Genomic DNA, 19,654 nt, shown 5'->3' with positions numbered 1-19,654 from the left:
TCAATCCCACCAGATCGAGAGGAATTTCAGAGTATTCTCCTGGCTGAGATTGCGGATGGCGTGGGTCTGGTGCGGGGGCATGTAGAACAAAGTCACGTCCTTGACCGACCGGATCTGCCCGGAGGCCTCGAACTCTCCCTCACCGGAAATCAGCACCCATAATTCGTGCTCATGGTGCGCGTGCAGATCGACCGCGCCACCGGGGGTGACCTCAACGACCGAGGCACCGAACTCGGGGCTGAGATCGTCCGGCAAATGCTCCAGCAAGCGACAAACCAGCACGCCATATTCGGTTCGCATCAGGGAGCGATCGATCTGCTTCGTGTACACGTCGTCTTTCCTTAGGCGTTGCGATCACTCGCGATAAAAGATGCCGTTAGGCGTCTTTAGATCTTGGAGGTCAGCTACCTTGCCCTCCGGTGGGTTATAGGCACGCTTCATCCGGTTGTATTCGGCACGATCAGGACCGGCAGTGGATGCCCGCTGGAACACCAAATAGAGCGTGCGACGAGAGCGATCGCTCTTGTTCGGGAGTGAGTAGTGGGGCGCGTAGTCGTCGAAAATAAACACGTCGCCTGCCTTCCACGGCACCGGTTCCCATTCAAAGCTCTCGATCACTTCCGGGTTGATGACACCGCCGGCATCCATGGGAAATACTCCCTCCTTATGGAGCCGAGGGGTGAAGAACAGGCCTCCATTGTCAGGAGCCGAATCGTCGATCGCAACGGCTGCTATGGCATGCACCATTCGCTCCGGAAGCTTGTGGGGGATGTGATATATGTCCTGATGTGGGCGGTACCCGCCGCTATCGGGGTACTTGAAGATCAGCAGCTCCTTCAACATCCGGGTGTCTTCATCGAGTAGTTTTTCGATCGCGGTGCAAATGCGACCGTCGGCCAGCAGCGTCTGACGTAGCGCATCATGGTAGTCCAGGAAGTTCTCGACCTTTGAGATGATCTTGCGATCATCTGTGGTCTTCTCGAACCACATCATCCATTTGTCGATGCTTACTTCCCAGCGTGCGACGTCCTCCACAAAACCAGAGATCCTGTCGCGCGTAGGTGCGTCAAAGAAGCCTTCGAGTGGAAGATATCCATCCTGATGCCATTTCGCCTTTTGTGCGTCGGTCAGCATGTCGTGAGCTCCTTTCTCATGTTACAGAGAGCCAATTGTTGCCTTTGGGCGGAGTGCGGTTGCGAGCACTCCATTAAAGGCGGTCGCACCCAATAGCGTGAGCAACATCGCATCGGGGCCAAATTCGCGGATCAACTGCCCCCCAAGGAACGGAAAGCCGAACAACCCGAGAAAATAGGCTAAGGTGAAGATCTGCGAGGTAACCGGTGCGGAGAGCCCACGCTCGCCAGCGAGATTGACGGCCATTCCGTTAAGGGTGGAATAGCTGAGCCCGTAGCCTGTGGCGAAGATTGCGGCGGCCAGGATATAGAGCAGATCGTCGCCTTCATTGACAATGAACAACGCCAATGAGGCGCCGGTCGCGATAAAGAGCGTGAGCGCAAGCCGGTGTACGGGCACTCGGTCCAGCGTATGGGCGACAGAAAAGCGAAGCGCCACGCTGGTAATGGTGAATACCAGGAAAAAGAGGTCGGGATTGAGGTCACGTGATGCTGCATAGGCACTCTGATAGGTCGATAGCCCCGAGAAGATGCAGGCCGCAACCGCGATCATGAGGATCGGTGCGGCCGTCGCGTGTCGAAGCAGGGCGAGCGTCGTGGTGAGGGTGATCTCGATGTGAGGCATCGGCACCGAGGGGATGCTCAACATGGCATTTCGTGCGACGCCTATGCAGATGGCCGCGACTGCGCAGGCCATGGCGAACAGCGCGTACATGATCGCCATTGACCCCGTGTAGTCTGCCAGAAAGTGGCCGAGCGGAGCCGCTAGGCCAAGCCCGGCCATTTGCGCGCCAGACAAGATCGTCAGATGTTGGATACGTGCTGTGGGGCGTAGATGGCGGATAATCTGCAGCGGCGACAGGATGAACAACACTGACCATCCCACACCGACGAGCATGCCGCCTAAATACGCTATTCGCGTGTCGAACACTGCGGCGGCAAAAGCTGCCATGGCCAGTGCCATCACGACCGTGGCGGCAGCCATCGTCTGCATAATGCCGATACGCTGAGCAAGACGGCCTGCCAGGCAGCAACACACGATTGTCGCAACCATGCCACTTGAGATCATGGAGCCAGCGACGTCGCGCTCCATACCGAGGGTTTCCACATATTCCGGCAGTACGAAGCTCGTGCCATAGGCTGCAGCAATGACACCAGATGCGAGCAGAAATGGTCCGAAGGCGCGGTAGGGCAGTCTGCTAGCGAGGCGGTCCGCAGCTCCTGGGGGCACATCGACGATACGCAAGATAGAGGGCCGTCCCGCGTTCATGTGATCGCGCTCATGTTTTCTGCCGATGTCCTTGCATCCGATAGATCGTTCAGTTCTGCATCGTCTGGCCCCTCGTAACCGCCTAGGAGTTGCCCAGATTGATCGAGGTAAAACGGCTGCCCGAGGAGGCTGTTGATAATGAGGCTGTTGCGGTACGCCACCAGCGACAGATTTGCGCTCTGCAATCCGTGCTGCAGACGGCTTTGATTCTGCAAATAGACCGGTCCTGGCATTTGCTGCATGAAGCTGACCGCGTAGTCCGGACCGAGCACGGGCAGGTCGTCCTCCATGTGGGCGCTGCCTAGGAGCGACTGCAGAAAGCGGGGCGTGCGCGGTTGGAAGCCCGTGGCGAGCACGATGCGATCAACGACGATACTGTGATGCTGCTGCCTGAAAAGACCGGTCAGCTCGACTAGCCAGCGCTTGTCGAGAGGCGTGATGTGCTTCAGGACGACACTGGAGAGTAAATGGAAGCTCTCAAGAAGCGCACCTTCCACGTCTCGTTCATACAAAATGTCGTAGAGGCGGTTGCACAATTCGGCAGAAATGCCATCGCTTGTCAGCTTTTCGCGTTCTATGATGGCACGGCGATGCTGAAGCGGCAGGGCGTGAAAGCGCCGGCTATAACCGGGCATATAGGCCTCGTTGACGAAACTGGTATCGTCCATCGCAAACAGGTTCGAGCGCGAAGTGACCCAGGTAATCCGGGGAACATCGGGGCGATTGAGCATGTGCTCGACAATCTCTGCGCCAGCTTTGACCACCGCCCACCACGAGCACATGCTCGTCCCTGCGTGGTGGGTCTCGATCAAGATAGTCAGCCGCATGGTAGATAGTATCGCAAATGAGAGGCTTAGCGCACCGGGGGATCTTTGGCTCGACGCCAACTGCTATCACCACGGCGCGCGCAAGGTATGTGGTTGTGCTCGTACTGACGCGATAGGCGTCCCTGAAGGGGGCGATGTCGACCACTTCCTCGTTGAAGCGGACCGTGCCGAGTTGACGTGAGACCCACTGGTAATAGTCAGTGAACTCCCGCCGAGAGGTCGAGGCGTTGCGTTTGTTGATGAAACTGTAGAGCCGCCCGTTTTGTGCGAGGTAATTCAGGAAAGAATAGGGACTGGTTGGGTTTACCAAGGTCACACAATCCTTGAATGGCGACACTTGCAGGCGGCTGTTCGGAAGCGCTAGTCCCGGATGCCAGCAAAATGTCTCGCGCTTCTCAAGGAATAGTGCGCGTAAAGGGGTGGGTTCAATCAGCGCTGCCAGGCTGAGATTGAACGGACCGATCCCGACGCCAATGACATCCAGCGTATCCACGAAGCTCTCTCTCGCGCTTGTGTAAGGTCTTCCCCGCTTGAGCAAGGCGGTCAGTTGCTGCGTATGGAAGCCTACAATCTGACACCGCGTGAGATACAAGTTGTTTTATGTCGCAGTGAACCGGATGCTCTGGAGTACGGCGCGTCTCCTCACAGACCTAAAAACGCGCTTATCCTGCGGAGCAGCTTCATGGAAAGCGAAACGATGGAAGACCGCGTAAAGCGCTGCCCGGATATAGGTTGCGGTGGTGACCGGTCGTGTCCTAAGCGCGCGCGCCTCGGCTGTTGAAAGCGCGCTCTATGGGCTGCTGGCCGAACCAGATGGCCGAGAATGCGATACGATTTGAGATGTTGGGGATGCCGCCGCCGCCTGATTGCGGCGGAGGCGTACGAGAGGATAGCCCGCCGTCACGCTTGGAAATTCTCTGCGAGTCGCAAAAAGTTTTTAAGCAGAGTCTCGCCCTGGTGGGTCAGTATCGATTCAGGATGGAACTGGACACCGTAGGTAGGTTGATCGCGATGTGCAAGGGCCATGATCTCGCCCTCGTCCGAACGCGCCGTTACCGTCAGATGCGACGCGTGTAACTGATCGATCTCCACAACGAGTGAATGGTAGCGCCCCACGCAAAGGGGCGAAGGAAGTCCTTCAAATATCCCTCTGCGGTCATGCGTAACGTATGACGACCGGCCGTGCATGGGACGACGTGCACGTGCCACCGTTCCGCCGAAAACGCTACCAATGCATTGATGCCCAAGGCAGATGCCGAAAATTGGGACACGACCTGAAAGGTCGCGAACGACCGAGGTCGATATTCCGGCTTCTATTGGAGTGCAGGGACCGGGGGAAATGACCACGGCGCGCGGCTTGAGAAGAACAATATCGTCGATGCAAATCGCGTCATTCCTGATCACTTCCGTTGCTTCACCGAGCCTACGGAAGTAGCGGGCAATGTTGAAGACGAAGGAGTCGTAGTTGTCGATGATGACAATCACGAATCACCGGAAGAATTGGCGCAAAATGCGTCAAACATTCGCTGTGCCTTGACGAGTGTCTCCTCGTATTCGGCCGCCGGATCCGACATTGCCGTTATCCCGCCACCTGCGTGAAACACAGCCATGCCGTCGTCGATGGTGACAGTGCGGATCGCAATATTCGTATCCATGTGGCCGCTGAACGCGATGAAGCCGATCGCTCCGCAATAGACCTCTCGTGCGACTCGCTCGATTTCCGCAATAATTTCCATCGATCGCACCTTCGGCGCCCCGGTAATGGAGCCGCCCGGAAAACAGGCGCGAAGGAGGGTGATGGCGTCCTGGTCTCCTGCAAGCTCACCAGTTACGACCGACACGAGGTGGTGCACCGAGGCATAAGTTTCGAGATTGCACAGCGCAGGAACATCAACCGAATGCGGAGTGCAAACACGTGACAGATCATTCCGTAGGAGGTCGACGATCATGATGTTCTCGGCACGATCTTTGTCGGATGTGACCAGGAGTTGAGCGCGACGCTGATCTTCCATGGGATCAGTGGAGCGCGCGATCGTGCCTTTGATGGGGCGCGTTTCGACCCGTCGTCCGTCGAGCCTCAAGAACCGCTCCGGCGAGCTCGATGCAATGGTGAGGTTGCCGTAACGCAGGAGGGCTGCAAACGGGGCGGGGTTCAATGATCGCAGTTGGCAGTAGAAGGCAACAGGATCAAATGAGGTCGGCAAGCGCGCGCTAAAGCGCTGCGCAATGTTGGCTTGAAAGATGTCTCCAGCCAGAATCAGATCGTTGACGCGCTGTACCGCCGCAATGTAGCCCGCGCGGCTGAAATTCGATTGCCATGGTCCGACCGCGCCGTAGGCGCTAGTCCGCGGCGAGTTTGAGTTGGCAAGGAGAGCTGCAAACTCATTGGCTCGACGGCATGCACGCGCGGTGCGGCGTGCGGGCTCCTGCTCCGGCCATCCTGTAGACACCATCCAGCATCTCTTCTCACGGTGATCGTAGCTGACGACCACGTCATAAAAATGCAGGATGGATTGAGGCAAACAGTGTCCGGAGGTTGCCGGAACTGGCAATCGCTCCAATGTCCTGTTCAGATCATAACCGAAGAACCCGGCCGCTCCTCCCTGAAATGGCGGCAGATCTGGGCGATGCTCTTGCGGATACCTCGCAAGAAGGGTGCGAAGGACTTCCCAGGGGGCGTCGTCAAGAACCTGTCCGTTCCAACTTGCCCGTCCATCCGCGACGATATAGGTGCCGAACGGGTCGCAGGTCAGATATGAGTAGCGTCCAAGTAGCTCGTGGCTTGATGCGCTATCGAGAAACGTAAGATGAGGCCTGCGGGCGAGGCGCTGCATCGCTGCGACAGGGGCAATCCATGGCAGTTCGCGGACGTGCATCGGGCTGTCAGTCACCGGCGAGTGGCATCCGCGCGCCGCGATTTACGGCCCGCGCCAAACAATAGCGAAGTTCGATCGGAACCTGCAAGCTCATGAAACCGGCGGTCAGCTTAGTCTCCGCCAGTGGACACAGCGCGGCGAGTGAGCAAACGCACATCGGTCGATACATTGTAGTCTGCCGCGTACCGCAGCTCGCGGAGTGGGCGTACCCGCCTGATCGATTCCTGGTATAGATCATGCGCTTTGTAAGCTGCGAGTTCCGCCTCGTTGTCGAATTCACCATAGACGATGACGTCGATGTCGTTTCCGAGCTGGTCGCTCTTGCGGTTGCGAGCAACCTCGAGCCGGCGTGCATGCGGGATGGTCGTGAGAACCGAGAGGCCTTCGATTATCCCGTCAATGTGCCCCTCATCCTTGGCGGTGAACAAAACGATGTGACGAATCATGGATGGATCTAGCATTGCTGTCAGAGATGGGACGCATAACTAACTTGGGATCGAGCCCTCTGCAACGCCCCGCTGCTGCATCGCTGGTTGACGATCGATTGTTTGACAGTGTCGCCCCTCGCAGGCTGCAACTGAACTCCCAAGAGCCTCTTCCTGATCAGGACGTCGGAAGGGCCAAGCGTTCGATGGTCTGAATGTGACGCGCAAGCAGGTTACAGGCTTGATCAAGATTGCGACTTCGCAGGGCCTGCAAAATCAGGCGATGATCCTGGTTGGACCGTGGACGCCAGCCGGCCGTCCGCGCCATCGCGAACACCAGCCGAGAATTTGCAAGCTGTAGTTCGTCAAGGCTGGCCAGCAGACGCGGCATCGCACAGGGCGCAACCAGGGCGGAGTGAAAGGCCCGGTTGGCCATCTCAAACTCCTCAATGGTCTTGGCATTGTCTCCTTCAATCAGGGCAAGTTCAATGCGTGCCAGGTGGGTCGATGAGAGCTTTGGAGCTGCATTGCGTAGCGCGACCACCTCGAGCGCCGCACGCATCTCGGCGATCTCTTTCACCGAATTCGTGTCGAGCGGAGCGACCCGCACGCCGCGGCGAGGTGCACTCACGACAAGATGTTGAGCCTCTAATTGTCGAAAAGCCTCCCGTACCGGGACGTGGCTCGAATTGAATTCCCGTGCGACATGATCCTGCCGGAGTGGCGAGTCCGGCTGCAAAGCGCCGTTGATAATGCGCTCACCAATCGACTCTGCGATGCGTCCAGCAGTCGTCCTGTTCTCACTCATCATAGATTATCTATCGGAAAAATGGGTGCGCCCCGATATCACATCGATTAGCATCGATCAAATGTCGATAACGATAGATAATTTACATCATTATCTATGATTACGGGTTCAGGGCTATGGATGTTGCTGTTGGAGTTGACCGGAACGGAAGTTGCGAGCTGGCGCAGGTCGGCCGCAAATGGAAGCGTAGCGAGGCCGAAGCGCTCTATGGTCTGCCGTTCGCTGAGTTGATGTTTCGGGCGCAAAGCGTTCACCGCGATAACTTCGATCCAAACCACGTCGAAACAGCAAGTCTACTCAGCATCAAGACGGGTGGCTGCCCGGAAGACTGCGGCTACTGCGCGCAGAGCGCGCACTACGAGACGGGGGTGAAAGCGAGCCGCCTGATGGATCGCGCCCATGTGGTCGCCACCGCGCAACGTGCCAAGGAGGCTGGCGCAACCCGCTTCTGCATGGCTGCGGCCTGGCGCAGTCCGAAAGACCGTGATCTCGATCGGGTCTGTGAGATGGTCAGCGCCGTCAAAGACCTTGGCATGGAAACCTGCGTCACACTCGGCATGCTGACACCGAAACAGGCAGGACAGCTTTCCGAGGCAGGGCTAGACTTCTACAATCACAATGTCGACACCTCGCCTGAGTTCTACGGCAGGATCATTACAACCCGCACGCTGCAGGACCGAATTGACACGCTCGAGCATGTGCGCGAGGCGGGCATCAAGATCTGCTGTGGCGGCATAATCGGCATGGGCGAGCGCGTTGAGGACCGTCTCGACATGCTCGTCCTGCTCGCCAATCTCCGAAAACCTCCGGAAAGCGTGCCGATCAATCTTTGGAACGAGGTCAAGGGGGTTCCCGTCAATGACAGCGCGGAGCGTCCTGATCCGATCGCGCTCGTGCGTCTGGTCGCAACCGCCCGGATCATGATGCCGAAGAGCATCGTGCGGTTGTCCGCCGGACGGCATGACATGACCGACGAGTTGCAAGCACTGTGCTTTTTGGCCGGTGCAAATTCAATTTTTATCGGGGACGTACTGCTGACCACCAAAAATCCGAAAGCCGACCGCGACGCAAAGTTGCTGACCAAGCTCGGCATCACGTCCGCCCTTGCCTGAACGAAGCAGGACGGCGAGCTGCAAACTCCTTAAGCTTAGGTGAGAAATGCAAATTACCTTGATGAAAGGCAAAATTCACCGCGCCTCGGTGACCGAAGCCGATCTGCACTATGAAGGCTCGATTTCAGTCGATCGTACGCTGCTGGACGCGGCAGGGTTCCTGGTTAACGAGCGCGTCGAAATCTACAACATCGAAACCGGAGCGCGCTTCGCCACCTATGTGATCGAGGCGCCGCAGGGGTCGGGCATCATAGGCCTGAATGGTGCGGCTGCGCGACTAGCGATGCCCGGAGACAAAATTATCATCGTTGCATATGCCTCCTTTGACGAGGCGGAAGCAAAAACATTCAGACCGCGCGTTGTGTTGGTTGATCGAGAAAATCGAATATCGCCGGTTTGATCGCCGAGCGGCCATTCGAAGCCGTTTTTCTGCGCGCATGGTGAGAACTTTGCGCGATTTCAATGCTCTCAGAGTGCAGAATGAATTCAATCCACGCGGGAAAAGCTGTCCGATATGCCTCGGCGTTGAACGTCCTGAAAGAAGATCACCGGTTGCGCAGCCTCAGTCCGCGTGCAGGAATCGATTTCACGTCGAACGACTATCTGGCGCTCGCGAGCGCGCCGCGCATGAAGAAGGCTGTGTTGGCAGCGATCGAGGCCGGCACACCGATCGGAGCCGGCGGCTCGCGGCTCCTGCGCGGCAATTGCGAGGAGCACGAAAGTCTGGAAGCTGAAGCTGCCAGGTTCTTTGGGGCCAAGACAGCGCTCTTCTTTGGCGGCGGCTATGTCGCAAATTTTGCTGTCCTGACGACGGTGCCGCAGAAAGGCGATCTGCTCGTTCTCGATTCTCTGGTGCACGCGAGCATTCATGAAGGCGCGCGGGCCGGCCGCGCTGACTTTCGGATAAGCGCGCATAACGACCCGGATTCGGTCGAAAGCACGATTCGTGACTGGCGGGCAAATGGCGGAGTGGGGCGAATCTGGATCGTTGCCGAAAGTCTCTACAGCATGGACGGCGATTTTGCGCCGCTCCAAGAACTGGTTGCGCTCGCCGACCGGCATGATGCGTTCCTGATGGTGGATGAGGCCCATGCCACAGGTGTTTACGGTGAGAAGGGACGGGGATTCACCGCGCCTTATGAGGGGCGAGAAAATCTTCTGGTTGTTCATACTTGCGGCAAGGCACTGGGCGCTGCGGGGGCGCTCGTTACTGCCTCCGGCGTCCTGCGAGATTTCATGGTCAATCGGTGCCGTCCATTCATCTTCGCCACCGCCCCCTCGCCATTGACGGCCGTCGCCGTGCGAGAGGCGATTCTGATCCTGCAGCAGGAACCCGAGCGTCAGCAGCGACTCATCGAATTGGTCGCGTTCGCGCATCGGCAGATGAGAGAGCGTGGTTGGAAAAGTCCTTCGGTCTCGCAGATCGTACCGTTCATCGTAGGCGACAACGCGCGTGCGATGCGGCTTGCCTCGGCGCTGCAGGCGCGCGGCTTCGACATCCGCGCTATTCGGCCGCCAACCGTGCCGGCGGGCACGGCCCGTTTGCGAGTTTCGCTAACGCTCAACGTCCTCGAAGACGACGTATGCTCAATGCTCGATGCCTTGGCCGAGGAGACAAAAGGTGGACTTCGATGACTCCGCGTATCGTGGTAACGGGCACAGATACTGGAATCGGAAAGACGGTGTTTTCCGCGGGGCTCGCGAACCTTCTCGGCGCGAATTATTGGAAGCCGATTCAGGCCGGCCTCGATGGAGAGACCGACACCGAGACTGTCGCGCGGCTCGGCGGCTTGTCGGCCGACCGCATCTTGCCAGAGCGCTACCGCCTTCGAACACCAGCCTCGCCCCACTATTCCGCGGAGGTTGACGGAGTTCGCGTCGAGGCAGATTCGCTCGATGTGCCCGATACTAGTCGGCAGCCATTGGTTATCGAGGGAGCGGGCGGGCTCATGGTGCCGCTGACTGGCGATACTCTTTACATTGATGTGTTCGAGCGATGGCGCCTTCCAGTCGTGCTTTGCGCGAGCACGAAGCTGGGCACCATCAATCACTCATTGCTGTCGATAGAGGCTCTCCGAAAGCGTGAGATCCCCATTCTCGGGATGGCCTTCATTGGTGAACGAAATGCCGAGACTCAGACCGTCATCCGCGAGATGGGCCGGGTGCGTTGGCTGGGACGGTTGCCATGGCTCTCTCCCCTCACCGCGGACACGCTGCAGGCCACATTCAAGACCTCATTCCGGGCAGATAGTTTCAAGTTGTATGCCAAAGAATAAATCTCCGATCTGGCATCCATTCACGCAACACGCTCTTCAAGATGAGATGACGAGGGTTGTTCGGGGTAGTGGTGCCTATCTCCACACCGCCGATGGTCGGCGTATCATCGATGCAATCTCATCCTGGTGGGTGGTGACGCATGGTCATTGTCACCCGGATATTGTGCGCGCGATTCAAGAACAGGCCGGCAAGCTCAACCAGGTCATCTTTGCCGGCCACACCCACGATCCGGCTGAGGAAGTTGCGGCGCAGCTCCTGAAATTTGCGCCCCGCGGGCTAGAGCATGTCTTCTTCTCCGACAGCGGCTCTACAAGCGTGGAAGTCGCGCTAAAAATGGCGCTCGGCTATTGGCATAATATCGGCAAGCAGCGAATACGCATTGTCGTGATGCAACATTCCTATCATGGCGACACGGTAGGCGGGATGTCGGTTGGTGCGCGGGGCGTGTTCAACGAGGCGTACGGGCCTTTGTTGTTTGACGTCACCTCAGTCCCGTTTCCTGCAACAGGTCGAGAGCAGGACACGCTCGACGCGCTTGAGTCTGCATGTCGAAACGAAATTCCGGCAGCCTTTATCGTGGAGCCTCTGATATTGGGGGCCGGCGGAATGCTGATGTACCCAGCCTGGGTGCTCAGAGAGATGAAGCGGATCTGCGAGGCATCGGAGGTCCTGTTCATTGCCGACGAGGTCATGACGGGCTGGGGCCGCACGGGAACACTCTTCGCGTGCGAACAGGCCGATTTTACACCCGATATCGTCTGTTACTCCAAGGGAATTACGGGCGGAGCGCTTCCCCTCGCGGTGACGCTCTGCCGCGCCGATATATTCGATGCCCACTATTCGAAGGATCGCACGCGCACGTTCTTTCATTCGAGCTCATATACCGCAAATCCCGTGGCCTGCGCGGCCGCAAGAGCCAATCTGGACCTCTGGCAAGATCCCGAAACTCGCCAACGCGTGGCGGCGATCGCCGCGATGCAAGAACAGGCAATTGAGCCATTCCGGGGCGATGCGCGCTTCGGAAGCGTTCGTCGAACCGGCACGATTACAGCGCTCGATCTGAAGACGAGCGATGCGGGCTATCTGGCGGACATCGGTCCGAAGCTTCACGCCTTCTTCAAGAATCGAAATCTGCTGCTGCGGCCGCTCGGCAATACGATCTACGTGATGCCGCCGTATTGTGCGACAGCGGCAGACCTTGACGAGATCTATGCGGGCATCAAAGATGCCGCCGATGCGCTGGCTGGAAGGAACGCTCTGCGTGCATAGGCACTCGAGCGCCAACTTCTTCTTATTATTCCGACCGATGGGGCGAGTATTGCGCTTACCCGATCCTGAGTCCGCGGTGGGCTTTGACGAAGGAGCCGGTAGAGGTTCGTCACGCTCGCAAGATTGAAAGGGGCGTCCGACTTATGGACAGCTGTCGTTTGTCCGTGGGGCGCGGTAACCGCCGCCCGGAAGCTAGTTGAGATCGCGGCTGGCATTGAGCCGGTTCAGCAGGGCGTGATCTTCACCACACTGATGAACGCGCCGTTTCACTGGTCAGGCGGAGTTGGACACGATTTCGGGCCCACTGCCTGACGCTGTTGCGGGGGTCTCCCGAGTGACGAAGGGGGGGCTGACTGTAAATCGTCGTTTGTGAAGAACGTTCTGAGTACCGTTTTTACGCAAGGTGTGGCTGCGATGGGTGGCGACAGAGTATCCATAACAGGCCGCGTAAATGTTCCGCGAGCCAGCGGCGGAGCAGGCTGAAGTTGTAGCCGGTGGCGGCAAGCACGTTGATGCGGTCGCCGTCGCGGCCCTTGAGATGGTTACGGCGCATCCGGTGGTCGTCCTTGAGATGGCCGATCACAGGCTCGACGGCGGCGCGGCGACGCGGATTTGATGCGCAACCGATTTTGCGACTCAGGCTATGTCTCGACCCAGCAGTTGGGAGAGAGGACTGTCGTCATGTCACCAATAGAACTGAGAGCTGCTGGGCCGGCGGACGGTTCGTTGCTTTCTGATCGGGAGCACGCTGTTTGGTCTGAACATGCTGATCACCTGCCTGCTGTTCAGGATGAACCGTAACGATGCGTTCAGTTCGCTGCGGATCGGCGCGTACAACAACTTCCTGCGGTTCCGACTGGCGGAAGATGGGTTCGACATGTTTGTGGTCGGGCTGGAGAACGTCCCACAGCGGGATGACTGGAGCGCCAATCCCAAACACGACAAAGACAAGCCCGATCCCGAGGTTCCGGTGTTCGTCCCGAAGGTTGAATTCAAACCGCATCTGATTGAACGGCTTTCGATCAGACTGGGGCCGAAGCGGGCCGCTCCAACCGCCTAGTCCTATGCGGCGTCCGCCACAGTCGATTTGCCAGGTGGATTGTCCGTAAAAGTCAGATATTATTGACTTTTTGTCCGTATTATTCGAATATGTCCGTGTCAGTCTATTCGAGCATTGCGGACAAAAACGGCACCTTAAACGATTTTTACGGACTATCCCCTTGAATATGGGCAGGATACTCGAATATTAGAGCTGGAAGCGGGTTCCAATTCGACTAATGCGGACCAAAATGGGCGTTTAACCGACTTTAATGGACGGTCGTCCTCCTTATTCGACCGCAGCGGACACGGCTATGGCGACCTACGGCGAGATCCTCATCACGACAAAAGACGACCAAGCCGGCAGCCGGCAGATCCGCAGGCGCGCCCAGGCCGGTGAACTTAGGCAAATCGTCGAGCGCGTCTATACGTCAAATCTGAAAGACGGTCTCGAAGCCGTCGTGGGGCGGAACATCTGGTACATCTTACCGCACCTGTTTCCCAAAACGGTGGTGACATCTCGCACCGGCGCAAAGATGCGACCATATCAGCCAGAGAAGGGCGGGAAATCTTACGTATTCCTCACAGGGCCATACTCCAACCGGACAGTCGAGCTTCCGGGCATGGAAATTCGACTAATCGAAGGGCCGTCGGCTCTGCCTGGCGACAGTCCAATGATCACCGCCGAGTTCTATTCACCGTCCCGTCCACGTTCTCTACTTGAGAACCTCAAACCCACGCGGACACGGGGCGGAGTGCAGCGAAATCTGAGCGATGCCGAATTCGAGGACTACCTAGTCACCCTGCTTGACTCGGGCGGGCCGGACAATTTCAACAAAATGCGCGACGAAGCGAGGAAGCTCGCACCTCAGCTTAGCGCTGAGGAAGAGTTCAAGAAGCTCGACCGCCTGATGGGCGGTTTGCTCGGAACGCAAAAAGTGCGCTTCGCGAGCAAGGCTGCGGAAATTAGACGGGCGGGCGCCGACAAGAACTGCTGCGCCCGACTGCAGGAGCTGTTCGCGCACCTCAAGTCGCTATCTTTTCCTGATCGGCCCGTATCCCAGGACCAGGGGGTGAGACAGTCGAACGCGTTCCTCGAGGCCTACTTTTCCAACTTCATCGAAGGCACCGAATTTACGGTGGTAGAGGCGAAGCGCATCGTCTTCGAAGGCGTCGCGCCTATCAACCGTCCGGCGGACGGGCACGACGTGATCGCAACGTACCGGCTACTCACCGACGAACGCGCACTGACGGCGGTGCCTGCTGACTATCAGGAGTTCGAGAACATGCTGAGGGCGCGTCATGCGCTCTTGATGGACGCCCGTCCCGAAAAGCAGCCCGGCAGGTTCAAGACAGTCAACAACAAGGTCAGTGGGATCTCAATGGTCCAGCCCGACCTGGTCGTTGGCACGCTGAAGTACGGCTACGATCTCCTGCAGGGGCTCACCGAACCTTTCGCACGTGGCGTCTTCCTCCATTGTCTGATCGCGGAAGTGCATCCGTTCGATGACGGCAACGGACGCATATCGCGCCTGCACCTCACTTCAGAACTTTTGAGAGGTAACCAGGCGCAAGTCATCATTCCGACCGTATTTCGCGGCGACTACATCGGAGGCATGAGGGCGCTCACGAAGCGAAGCGAACCAGGGCCCATCACGCGCGCGTGCTTGCGCGCGCAGGAGGTAGTCTCAACCATACATGAGGCCACAGTGGACGGCGCCATTGAGGCCTGGGCGAGGACGAACGCATTCGTGAGAGAAGGACAGAACGCCAGATGGGAAAACTACGACGCCGCGACGGAGATTGAGTGGCGCGACGAAGTACCCGCCACAAAGGACTATTGGAACGCCGAGGATAACCCACAGGGTTTTTTTTCTCCGAATGCGATTGGCCGCTGAGAAGGCAATGGCGGGTCGCCATCGTGGCAGGCTCCCGATGAACTCGATCAACGTCGTGACGCGCGCCTGAAACCCGGCCATGTCGTGCTTGAGTCGCGGCGTGGCGGTCAACGGCGGCTAGCGCCGGGCGGTGGCCTCGTGTCTACCTGCCGCGCACGAAAGCGTCGTCCCAAGATTTTGGTTCGGCATGAGCCGCGCCCAGCTCAGGTCTCTAAGACTACTTGGCTGCCTCCGCCATATATTCGCGATCCAGGAGCAAAGGGTCTTCGGCGATGGCACGGGTCGCCCAGTGTTCGCACCAAGCGACCCAAGCATGCATCATTTCCCGCTTTCGTATGGCGCGACAATCAGGGGTTCTTCCGCACATTTGGTGCAGGCTGCGGGATTCACGGACAGTGCGAATAAGGGCATAAGGTCAGGATCGCAGTCGACGCCCGTGATTCGCCTTGCTTCAAGCCTTCCGCTCACTGGTTTCCCCCGAGCTTTCGATTGTCCAGATCCTCCCCCACACCGACAGGGTGGTGCTCGTGGCTCGGCCGAAGTCAGCGGTCTCATTCTGTCCTTGTTGCGCCTGCCAGACGGGTCGCGTCCACAGCCATTACGTGCGACGCTTAGCCGATCTGCCGTGGCGGGGGCGGGTTGTCGAAATCCGGCTTCACGCGCGACGGTTTCGATGCGCGAATCCGCAATGCTCGCGTCGGATATTCGCCGAGCGGCTACCGGCAACGGTGCGGCCGAAAGCAAGACGCACAACCCGCCTCGGCGAGAGCCAACTGGCGATCGGCTTTGCCGTCGGCGGTGAGCCCGGCTCGCGCCTGTCGCGCAAACTGGCCATGCCGGTCAGCGGCGACACTTTGCTCCGAATGGTTCACTCGGCTCCCTTGCCGGATTTCGTTGCCCCGACCGTCGTCGGCATCGATGATTGGGCTTGGCGTCGTGGCCAGCGATATGGAACGATCATCTGCGATCTGGAGCGCAATTGCGTACTTGATCTGCTTCCCGATCGTAACGCCGACAGTGTTGCGAACTGGCTGAAGCGCTGGCCGGGAATCAAGGTCGTCGCCCGCGATCGTGCGGGACTCTATGCTGATGGCACACGCTGCGGCGCGCCCGACGCGGTGCAGGTGGCGGACCGCTGGCACCTGCTCAATAGTTTGGGTGAGGCCCTGCGCCATGCGGTCGGCCGCCATCGTCACAACGTAGCCGCCGCTGTGCAAATCATGGCGTCCGCGCAACAAGCGAAGACCGGCAGTTCCACGCTGCCGCCCGGCCTTGCGCAGTTGCGGGCGGATCGAAAGGCTGCGCGACGCGAACGCTGGGATGAAATCTGTCGCCTACGCGAGCAAGGTTGCCCGACATCCAGGACCGCTCAACTGCTCGGCGTCGACAAGCGCACTGTTCAGCGCTGGCTGGCCGCTGGCGGTGAACCGGAGCATTCACGTCCCAAAAGACCTTCACATCTTCTCGCGCCCTTCGAGGCATGGCTCGAAGCGCAGTGGGCCTCCGGCTGCCAGGTGGGCCAGCAGCTTTGGCGGGAGCTTCAGCAACAGGGGTATACTGGAAGTCGGGTGACCGTCGCGCGATGGGCCGCTGACAGACGCGCACATGCAGAAGCGGGAGGAGCCGCACAACCACACCTGACCTGGAAAGCTCCCACGCGTCGTCGTTGTGCTTGGTACTTGAGCCAGAATCCGGATCAGATCGATGCTCAAACCAGGCTGTTCCTCGGTCATCTGTTTGCACAAGCTCCAGAGCTTGCCACGGCGGCCGATCTGGCGAAGCGGTTTGTGTCCCTTCTCAACGGTAGCGACATCGCCGAGCTCGATGAATGGATCATGCAAGCAGGCAACAGCGAGCTCAAGAGCTTCGCCAACGGCATCGCGCGCGACATCGATGCGGTCCGAGCGGCAATAACTACATCCTGGACAACCAGTCCGGTCGAAGGCCAGATCAGCAGGATCAAAGCCATCAAACGACAAATGTGCGAGCTACCCACTATTACGTCGACGCGTCCTCCTGGCTGCTTGAGAACGACCAGGCAACCTATCGCTATGCTGCACCAAATATGCGGAAGAACCCGATCAGGATGAGAACGCCTGATCGCCGCCGCCCACTTTCGGCGAGCCCGTGGGTCCGAAGAGTAGAATTGTCTCGTAACGTCTTTCGAAGAGACCCCTTCAAGATGGTCCAAAATGAGGTCTGCTTCTTCTTCGCCGAAACCGAGATCGCGTTCTCCATAAGTCGCAAAGGCGTGACGAACTTTATGGGGTGAGAAATTGGCGCCGGGCAATCATCGCTGCCGCGATGTGCACCCGTGACCGCTCGGCGACGCTGGCTCGTACCAATCAGTAGCTGAATTCCCAGGGAGATGCGCTCGGAGAAGTATCCTTCAGAAGACGAGAAAGGTACTGCGCCCCCCGAGATTGAGGTGGGGCGTGGCAGATGGCGTGATGCTAAAACTGCAAGCTCCTCCCCGAACGCGAGTTGAGATTGGCGAGGATGAATTCGATTACAACAATAATATGTCGTGCGATCTCAATAAAAATATGTTGTGCAATTACAATAGCTCTCTGGAGTAGTGGCCAATAGCCTCACCCGAGATGGGATTCCAGGCCGGTGAGACTCAAACCGACCCTACAGTTCCAACCTATCCGAAGCATCTGGGCGCCAAAAGGCGGCCAACATCCAGCCGCGTCGCCCGTCAATATCACGACCTAAATACCTCAAAGTAATAAAATTTGGTCCGCAGTTGGCGCCAGCCCTCCACCCGAGTTAGCCGGTGGTCCCAAGTCGGCCACAGTCCGCGGCCAGTCGCAAGACACGCCGTGCCGTCCGCAGTTCTCACAGGACCACGGTCAACGAGCTTCGCTTCGCTGAACTGTCGACACGGTCGCCGGATCTTTGCCTTCCGGATAGAAGGCCACGATAGCGTCGTTGAAGATCGGCTGCTTCGAGACGGCGTCGAACAGCCGTCATACTCGATCGAAACTTCATGTCGTCGGGCGACCCGAGAATATCGGCAATCGATTTGTCGCTGGCCGCCACGATAAGCCCGGGTGCATTCAACGAGGCGAGGTCCCAGCACATCATGTTGCAGATAAGCGGCGGCTTCGGCGCGAGAGCTAATCGCAACCGCTGCGCCATCGCGCTGAAGCCTAGACCAGCGATTTGCGGGAAAACAAACCACATCCAACGCGTCGCCTTACGGCCGCGGCCCAGTTCTTCGACGACCCGCCGGTAAACCGGGTTTTGCGCGTCCACGAAACGCTGCAGGTCGTACGGATCACTCACGCGTTATCCCTTCCTTTCGGACGTGGCCGGCTTGTCCGACCCGACGGACACAACGTAACCCTGCGATCGGAGATCCACCAAGGACGAGGACAAATAATGCCTGGGCGAAATATCGAACTGCCGAAGACGGGTTACGCCATCGAGATCGACGGAATTCTCAAGTCCAAGTTCACCACCAGGGAGGGCGCTGAAGATGGCGCCGTCGAACTGAAGCGCCGCTTTCCGAAGGTTCGCGTTCGCATCTACGACGCCATCCAGCAAACGAAATTCGATCCGCCCGTTTAGTTCAGGCGGAGCCTATAGCTGCGCCGCCGAGGCAAAATAGGAAGGCTATAGGCAGGTCGATCCCGGCCTTGACTTTGTCACCAAATGAGAACGATCTCTGGTTCAGCCATGGTACGTAGCTCACCGAAGCCGTTCAGCTTCATCAACAGTCCAATTTGTTAATAGGGAATTGCCGTAAGATAATGAAACCGGATGGTGGGTCAGAATGAAGAATGCTCTCTTTGCTTCGCGGGATAGTTCGCCCGCAATAAACCCCATCTCGCCTGCTCGCGAGCTTGGAGCCTACGAGGAAATGTGGCTCCAACCTGGAGCTACCTTCAAAAACATTGCAGAGCGGTTTGCGAAGGACCCGACAGCGCTACCCTCCGACTTTGTTGCTCACTCGATTGCGGACGCAAGAGCACGGGAAGTCTTTCAAGCCTTGAAGACTGCGGGCGACCATGGCTTCGGCATTCGGATCAACCACGCTGGTGACTATCCCGAGCGGTTGCGAGATGCTCAGCATCCGGTTGAGTTGCTCTACTATCGGGGCACGTGGGAATTGTCCGAGACCCGCGGCGTGGCAGTTGTCGGTAGCCGTAGAGCATCTGAGGAAGGTCTAAAGCGCGCTGCCCGGATTGCGCGTGAGCTGGTTGGCGCCGGATTCACGGTGGTCTCGGGTCTCGCTGCCGGTATTGACACCGCTGCGCACAGGGCCACGCTCGAAGCTAAGGGGCGTACAATTGCGGTGATCGGCACTCCTCTCGGAGTGACGTATCCCAAAGAAAATGCTGAGCTGCAGGCTCAGATCGCGAGCGATTACCTTTTAATCTCTCAGGTGCCGGTTCTACGTTACTCAAAGCAGGCCGTGCCACAAAACAGACTGTTCTTCCCTGAGCGAAACATCACGATGAGTGCGCTCACCGAAGCAACCATTATCGTCGAAGCGGGTGAGCGGGACGCTAACCCAAGCGCGCGCCGCGCTTCATCAACGGCGGAAGCTCTTCATTTTGGACTCTTGCTTCGCAAGATCGGACATCACCTGGCCAGCCACTTACGAGGCGCGGGGGGCGATCCGTGTGAAGAAGTCGGAAGATATTTGGGACGCTTTGGGTGACCATCCAGCTTCGACAAATCGATGATCAGAACCGTATCGACCATCATTT

The 19,654-nt window shown here is 58.2% G+C and carries 20 protein-coding genes and 2 pseudogenes; 10 read left to right on the top strand and 12 right to left on the bottom strand.

The genetic code is table 11. The annotated features are described in order from the left end of the window. From NLN62_RS10530 to NLN62_RS10495, 9 genes are all read right to left on the bottom strand, one after another. The gene (locus tag NLN62_RS10530) at positions 1-330 is read right to left on the bottom strand and encodes a cupin domain-containing protein (protein ID WP_027527285.1); all 330 of its coding nucleotides are present in this window, start codon (positions 328-330) and stop codon (positions 1-3) included. Positions 331-354: 24 nt separating this feature from the next. Continuing rightward, entirely contained in the window at positions 355-1,134 is a 780-nt protein-coding gene (locus NLN62_RS10525) for a phytanoyl-CoA dioxygenase family protein (RefSeq protein WP_254108710.1), read from the bottom strand. Between the two features lie 21 nt (positions 1,135-1,155). Further along, on the bottom strand, positions 1,156-2,379 hold the full coding sequence (locus NLN62_RS10520; RefSeq protein WP_254108709.1) for an MFS transporter: 1,224 nt from the start codon (positions 2,377-2,379) through the stop codon (positions 1,156-1,158). A gap of 20 nt (positions 2,380-2,399) precedes the next feature. Then, on the bottom strand, positions 2,400-3,134 hold the full coding sequence (locus NLN62_RS10515; RefSeq protein WP_371932953.1) for a SidA/IucD/PvdA family monooxygenase: 735 nt from the start codon (positions 3,132-3,134) through the stop codon (positions 2,400-2,402). Then, the gene (locus NLN62_RS53385) at positions 3,025-3,723 is read right to left on the bottom strand and encodes a SidA/IucD/PvdA family monooxygenase (RefSeq protein WP_371932952.1); all 699 of its coding nucleotides are present in this window, start codon (positions 3,721-3,723) and stop codon (positions 3,025-3,027) included. The genes NLN62_RS10515 and NLN62_RS53385 overlap by 110 nt, the downstream gene beginning before the upstream one ends. A gap of 407 nt (positions 3,724-4,130) precedes the next feature. Further along, a complete protein-coding gene (locus NLN62_RS10510) occupies positions 4,131-4,715 on the bottom strand; it encodes an aminodeoxychorismate/anthranilate synthase component II (protein ID WP_254108707.1) in 585 nt (194 codons plus the stop codon). Then, positions 4,712-6,106 (bottom strand): aminodeoxychorismate synthase component I, encoded by a 1,395-nt coding sequence (pabB, locus tag NLN62_RS10505; protein ID WP_254108706.1) that lies wholly within the window; start codon positions 6,104-6,106, stop codon positions 4,712-4,714. Before pabB ends, NLN62_RS10510 begins: the two co-directional genes overlap by 4 nt. 110 nt (positions 6,107-6,216) lie before the next feature. Next, on the bottom strand, positions 6,217-6,552 hold the full coding sequence (locus tag NLN62_RS10500) for a Dabb family protein (protein WP_254108705.1): 336 nt from the start codon (positions 6,550-6,552) through the stop codon (positions 6,217-6,219). Positions 6,553-6,709: 157 nt separating this feature from the next. After that, the gene (locus NLN62_RS10495; RefSeq protein WP_254108704.1) at positions 6,710-7,342 is read right to left on the bottom strand and encodes a GntR family transcriptional regulator; all 633 of its coding nucleotides are present in this window, start codon (positions 7,340-7,342) and stop codon (positions 6,710-6,712) included. Positions 7,343-7,455: 113 nt separating this feature from the next. Here NLN62_RS10495 and bioB point away from each other — a divergent pair, with 113 nt between their 5' ends. From bioB to NLN62_RS10470, 5 genes are all read left to right on the top strand, one after another. Continuing rightward, positions 7,456-8,451 (top strand): biotin synthase BioB, encoded by a 996-nt coding sequence (gene bioB, locus NLN62_RS10490; RefSeq protein ID WP_254108703.1) that lies wholly within the window; start codon positions 7,456-7,458, stop codon positions 8,449-8,451. A gap of 46 nt (positions 8,452-8,497) precedes the next feature. Then, positions 8,498-8,851, top strand: coding sequence for an aspartate 1-decarboxylase (gene panD, locus NLN62_RS10485; RefSeq protein WP_254108702.1), 354 nt, complete (start codon positions 8,498-8,500; stop codon positions 8,849-8,851). An 80-nt stretch (positions 8,852-8,931) separates the two neighbouring features. After that, positions 8,932-10,086, top strand: a complete 1,155-nt coding sequence (locus NLN62_RS10480) for an 8-amino-7-oxononanoate synthase (RefSeq protein ID WP_254108701.1) — start codon at positions 8,932-8,934, stop codon at positions 10,084-10,086. After that, positions 10,083-10,727 carry a dethiobiotin synthase gene (gene bioD, locus NLN62_RS10475; RefSeq protein ID WP_254108700.1) on the top strand — a complete coding sequence of 215 codons (645 nt, stop codon included), beginning with the start codon at positions 10,083-10,085 and terminating at the stop codon, positions 10,725-10,727. The genes NLN62_RS10480 and bioD overlap by 4 nt, the downstream gene beginning before the upstream one ends. Beyond that, positions 10,714-11,997 (top strand): adenosylmethionine--8-amino-7-oxononanoate transaminase, encoded by a 1,284-nt coding sequence (locus tag NLN62_RS10470; RefSeq protein ID WP_254108699.1) that lies wholly within the window; start codon positions 10,714-10,716, stop codon positions 11,995-11,997. Before bioD ends, NLN62_RS10470 begins: the two co-directional genes overlap by 14 nt. Before the next feature lie 394 nt (positions 11,998-12,391). Here the strand turns inward: NLN62_RS10470 and NLN62_RS10465 are convergent. Continuing rightward, a pseudogene (locus NLN62_RS10465) lies at positions 12,392-12,604 on the bottom strand (IS5/IS1182 family transposase); the annotation flags it as partial. Between the two features lie 156 nt (positions 12,605-12,760). Here NLN62_RS10465 and NLN62_RS10460 point away from each other — a divergent pair. From NLN62_RS10460 to NLN62_RS10450, 3 genes are all read left to right on the top strand, one after another. After that, positions 12,761-13,057 carry a hypothetical protein gene (locus NLN62_RS10460; RefSeq protein ID WP_027527295.1) on the top strand — a complete coding sequence of 99 codons (297 nt, stop codon included), beginning with the start codon at positions 12,761-12,763 and terminating at the stop codon, positions 13,055-13,057. A gap of 292 nt (positions 13,058-13,349) precedes the next feature. After that, positions 13,350-14,933, top strand: a complete 1,584-nt coding sequence (locus tag NLN62_RS10455; protein ID WP_254108698.1) for a Fic family protein — start codon at positions 13,350-13,352, stop codon at positions 14,931-14,933. Positions 14,934-15,451: 518 nt separating this feature from the next. Next, positions 15,452-17,023, top strand: a complete 1,572-nt coding sequence (locus NLN62_RS10450; protein ID WP_371933115.1) for an ISL3 family transposase — start codon at positions 15,452-15,454, stop codon at positions 17,021-17,023. A 617-nt stretch (positions 17,024-17,640) separates the two neighbouring features. Here NLN62_RS10450 and NLN62_RS10445 read toward each other — a convergent pair. Both NLN62_RS10445 and NLN62_RS10440 read right to left on the bottom strand, forming a co-directional pair. Next, positions 17,641-18,030, bottom strand: coding sequence for a hypothetical protein (locus tag NLN62_RS10445; RefSeq protein ID WP_254113424.1), 390 nt, complete (start codon positions 18,028-18,030; stop codon positions 17,641-17,643). Beyond that, a pseudogene (locus NLN62_RS10440) lies at positions 17,952-18,194 on the bottom strand (DUF1810 family protein); the annotation flags it as partial. The pseudogene NLN62_RS10440 and the gene NLN62_RS10445, both read right to left, overlap by 79 nt. A gap of 126 nt (positions 18,195-18,320) precedes the next feature. Here NLN62_RS10440 and NLN62_RS10435 point away from each other — a divergent pair. Next, positions 18,321-18,509, top strand: a complete 189-nt coding sequence (locus tag NLN62_RS10435) for a hypothetical protein (RefSeq protein WP_254103354.1) — start codon at positions 18,321-18,323, stop codon at positions 18,507-18,509. A 205-nt stretch (positions 18,510-18,714) separates the two neighbouring features. Beyond that, entirely contained in the window at positions 18,715-19,605 is an 891-nt protein-coding gene (locus NLN62_RS10430) for a DNA-processing protein DprA (RefSeq protein ID WP_371932951.1), read from the top strand. Positions 19,606-19,654 lie beyond the last annotated feature (49 nt).

Source organism: Bradyrhizobium sp. CCGUVB23 (assembly GCF_024199885.1).
Taxonomy (GTDB): Bacteria; Pseudomonadota; Alphaproteobacteria; order Rhizobiales; family Xanthobacteraceae; genus Bradyrhizobium.
Note: the sequence above shows the minus strand (reverse complement) of the source record. Positions and strands in the feature narration are given on the sequence as shown.

Bases quoted from the DNA above. Each gene is read 5' to 3' on its own strand.
- NLN62_RS10435 (WP_254103354.1), top strand. From the start codon at position 18,321: ATGCCTGGGCGAAATATCGAACTGCCGAAGACGGGTTACGCCATCGAG.
- NLN62_RS10460 (WP_027527295.1), top strand. From the start codon at position 12,761: ATGCTGATCACCTGCCTGCTGTTCAGGATGAACCGTAACGATGCGTTC.
- bioB (WP_254108703.1), top strand. From the start codon at position 7,456: ATGGATGTTGCTGTTGGAGTTGACCGGAACGGAAGTTGCGAGCTGGCG.
- NLN62_RS10525 (WP_254108710.1), bottom strand. From the start codon at position 1,134: ATGCTGACCGACGCACAAAAGGCGAAATGGCATCAGGATGGATATCTT.
- pabB (WP_254108706.1), bottom strand. From the start codon at position 6,106: ATGCACGTCCGCGAACTGCCATGGATTGCCCCTGTCGCAGCGATGCAG.
- NLN62_RS10470 (WP_254108699.1), top strand. From the start codon at position 10,714: ATGCCAAAGAATAAATCTCCGATCTGGCATCCATTCACGCAACACGCT.
- NLN62_RS10455 (WP_254108698.1), top strand. From the start codon at position 13,350: ATGGCGACCTACGGCGAGATCCTCATCACGACAAAAGACGACCAAGCC.
- NLN62_RS10480 (WP_254108701.1), top strand. From the start codon at position 8,932: ATGAATTCAATCCACGCGGGAAAAGCTGTCCGATATGCCTCGGCGTTG.
- NLN62_RS10515 (WP_371932953.1), bottom strand. From the start codon at position 3,134: ATGCTCAATCGCCCCGATGTTCCCCGGATTACCTGGGTCACTTCGCGC.
- NLN62_RS10430 (WP_371932951.1), top strand. From the start codon at position 18,715: ATGAAGAATGCTCTCTTTGCTTCGCGGGATAGTTCGCCCGCAATAAAC.
- panD (WP_254108702.1), top strand. From the start codon at position 8,498: ATGCAAATTACCTTGATGAAAGGCAAAATTCACCGCGCCTCGGTGACC.
- NLN62_RS10500 (WP_254108705.1), bottom strand. From the start codon at position 6,552: ATGATTCGTCACATCGTTTTGTTCACCGCCAAGGATGAGGGGCACATT.
- bioD (WP_254108700.1), top strand. From the start codon at position 10,083: ATGACTCCGCGTATCGTGGTAACGGGCACAGATACTGGAATCGGAAAG.
- NLN62_RS10495 (WP_254108704.1), bottom strand. From the start codon at position 7,342: ATGATGAGTGAGAACAGGACGACTGCTGGACGCATCGCAGAGTCGATT.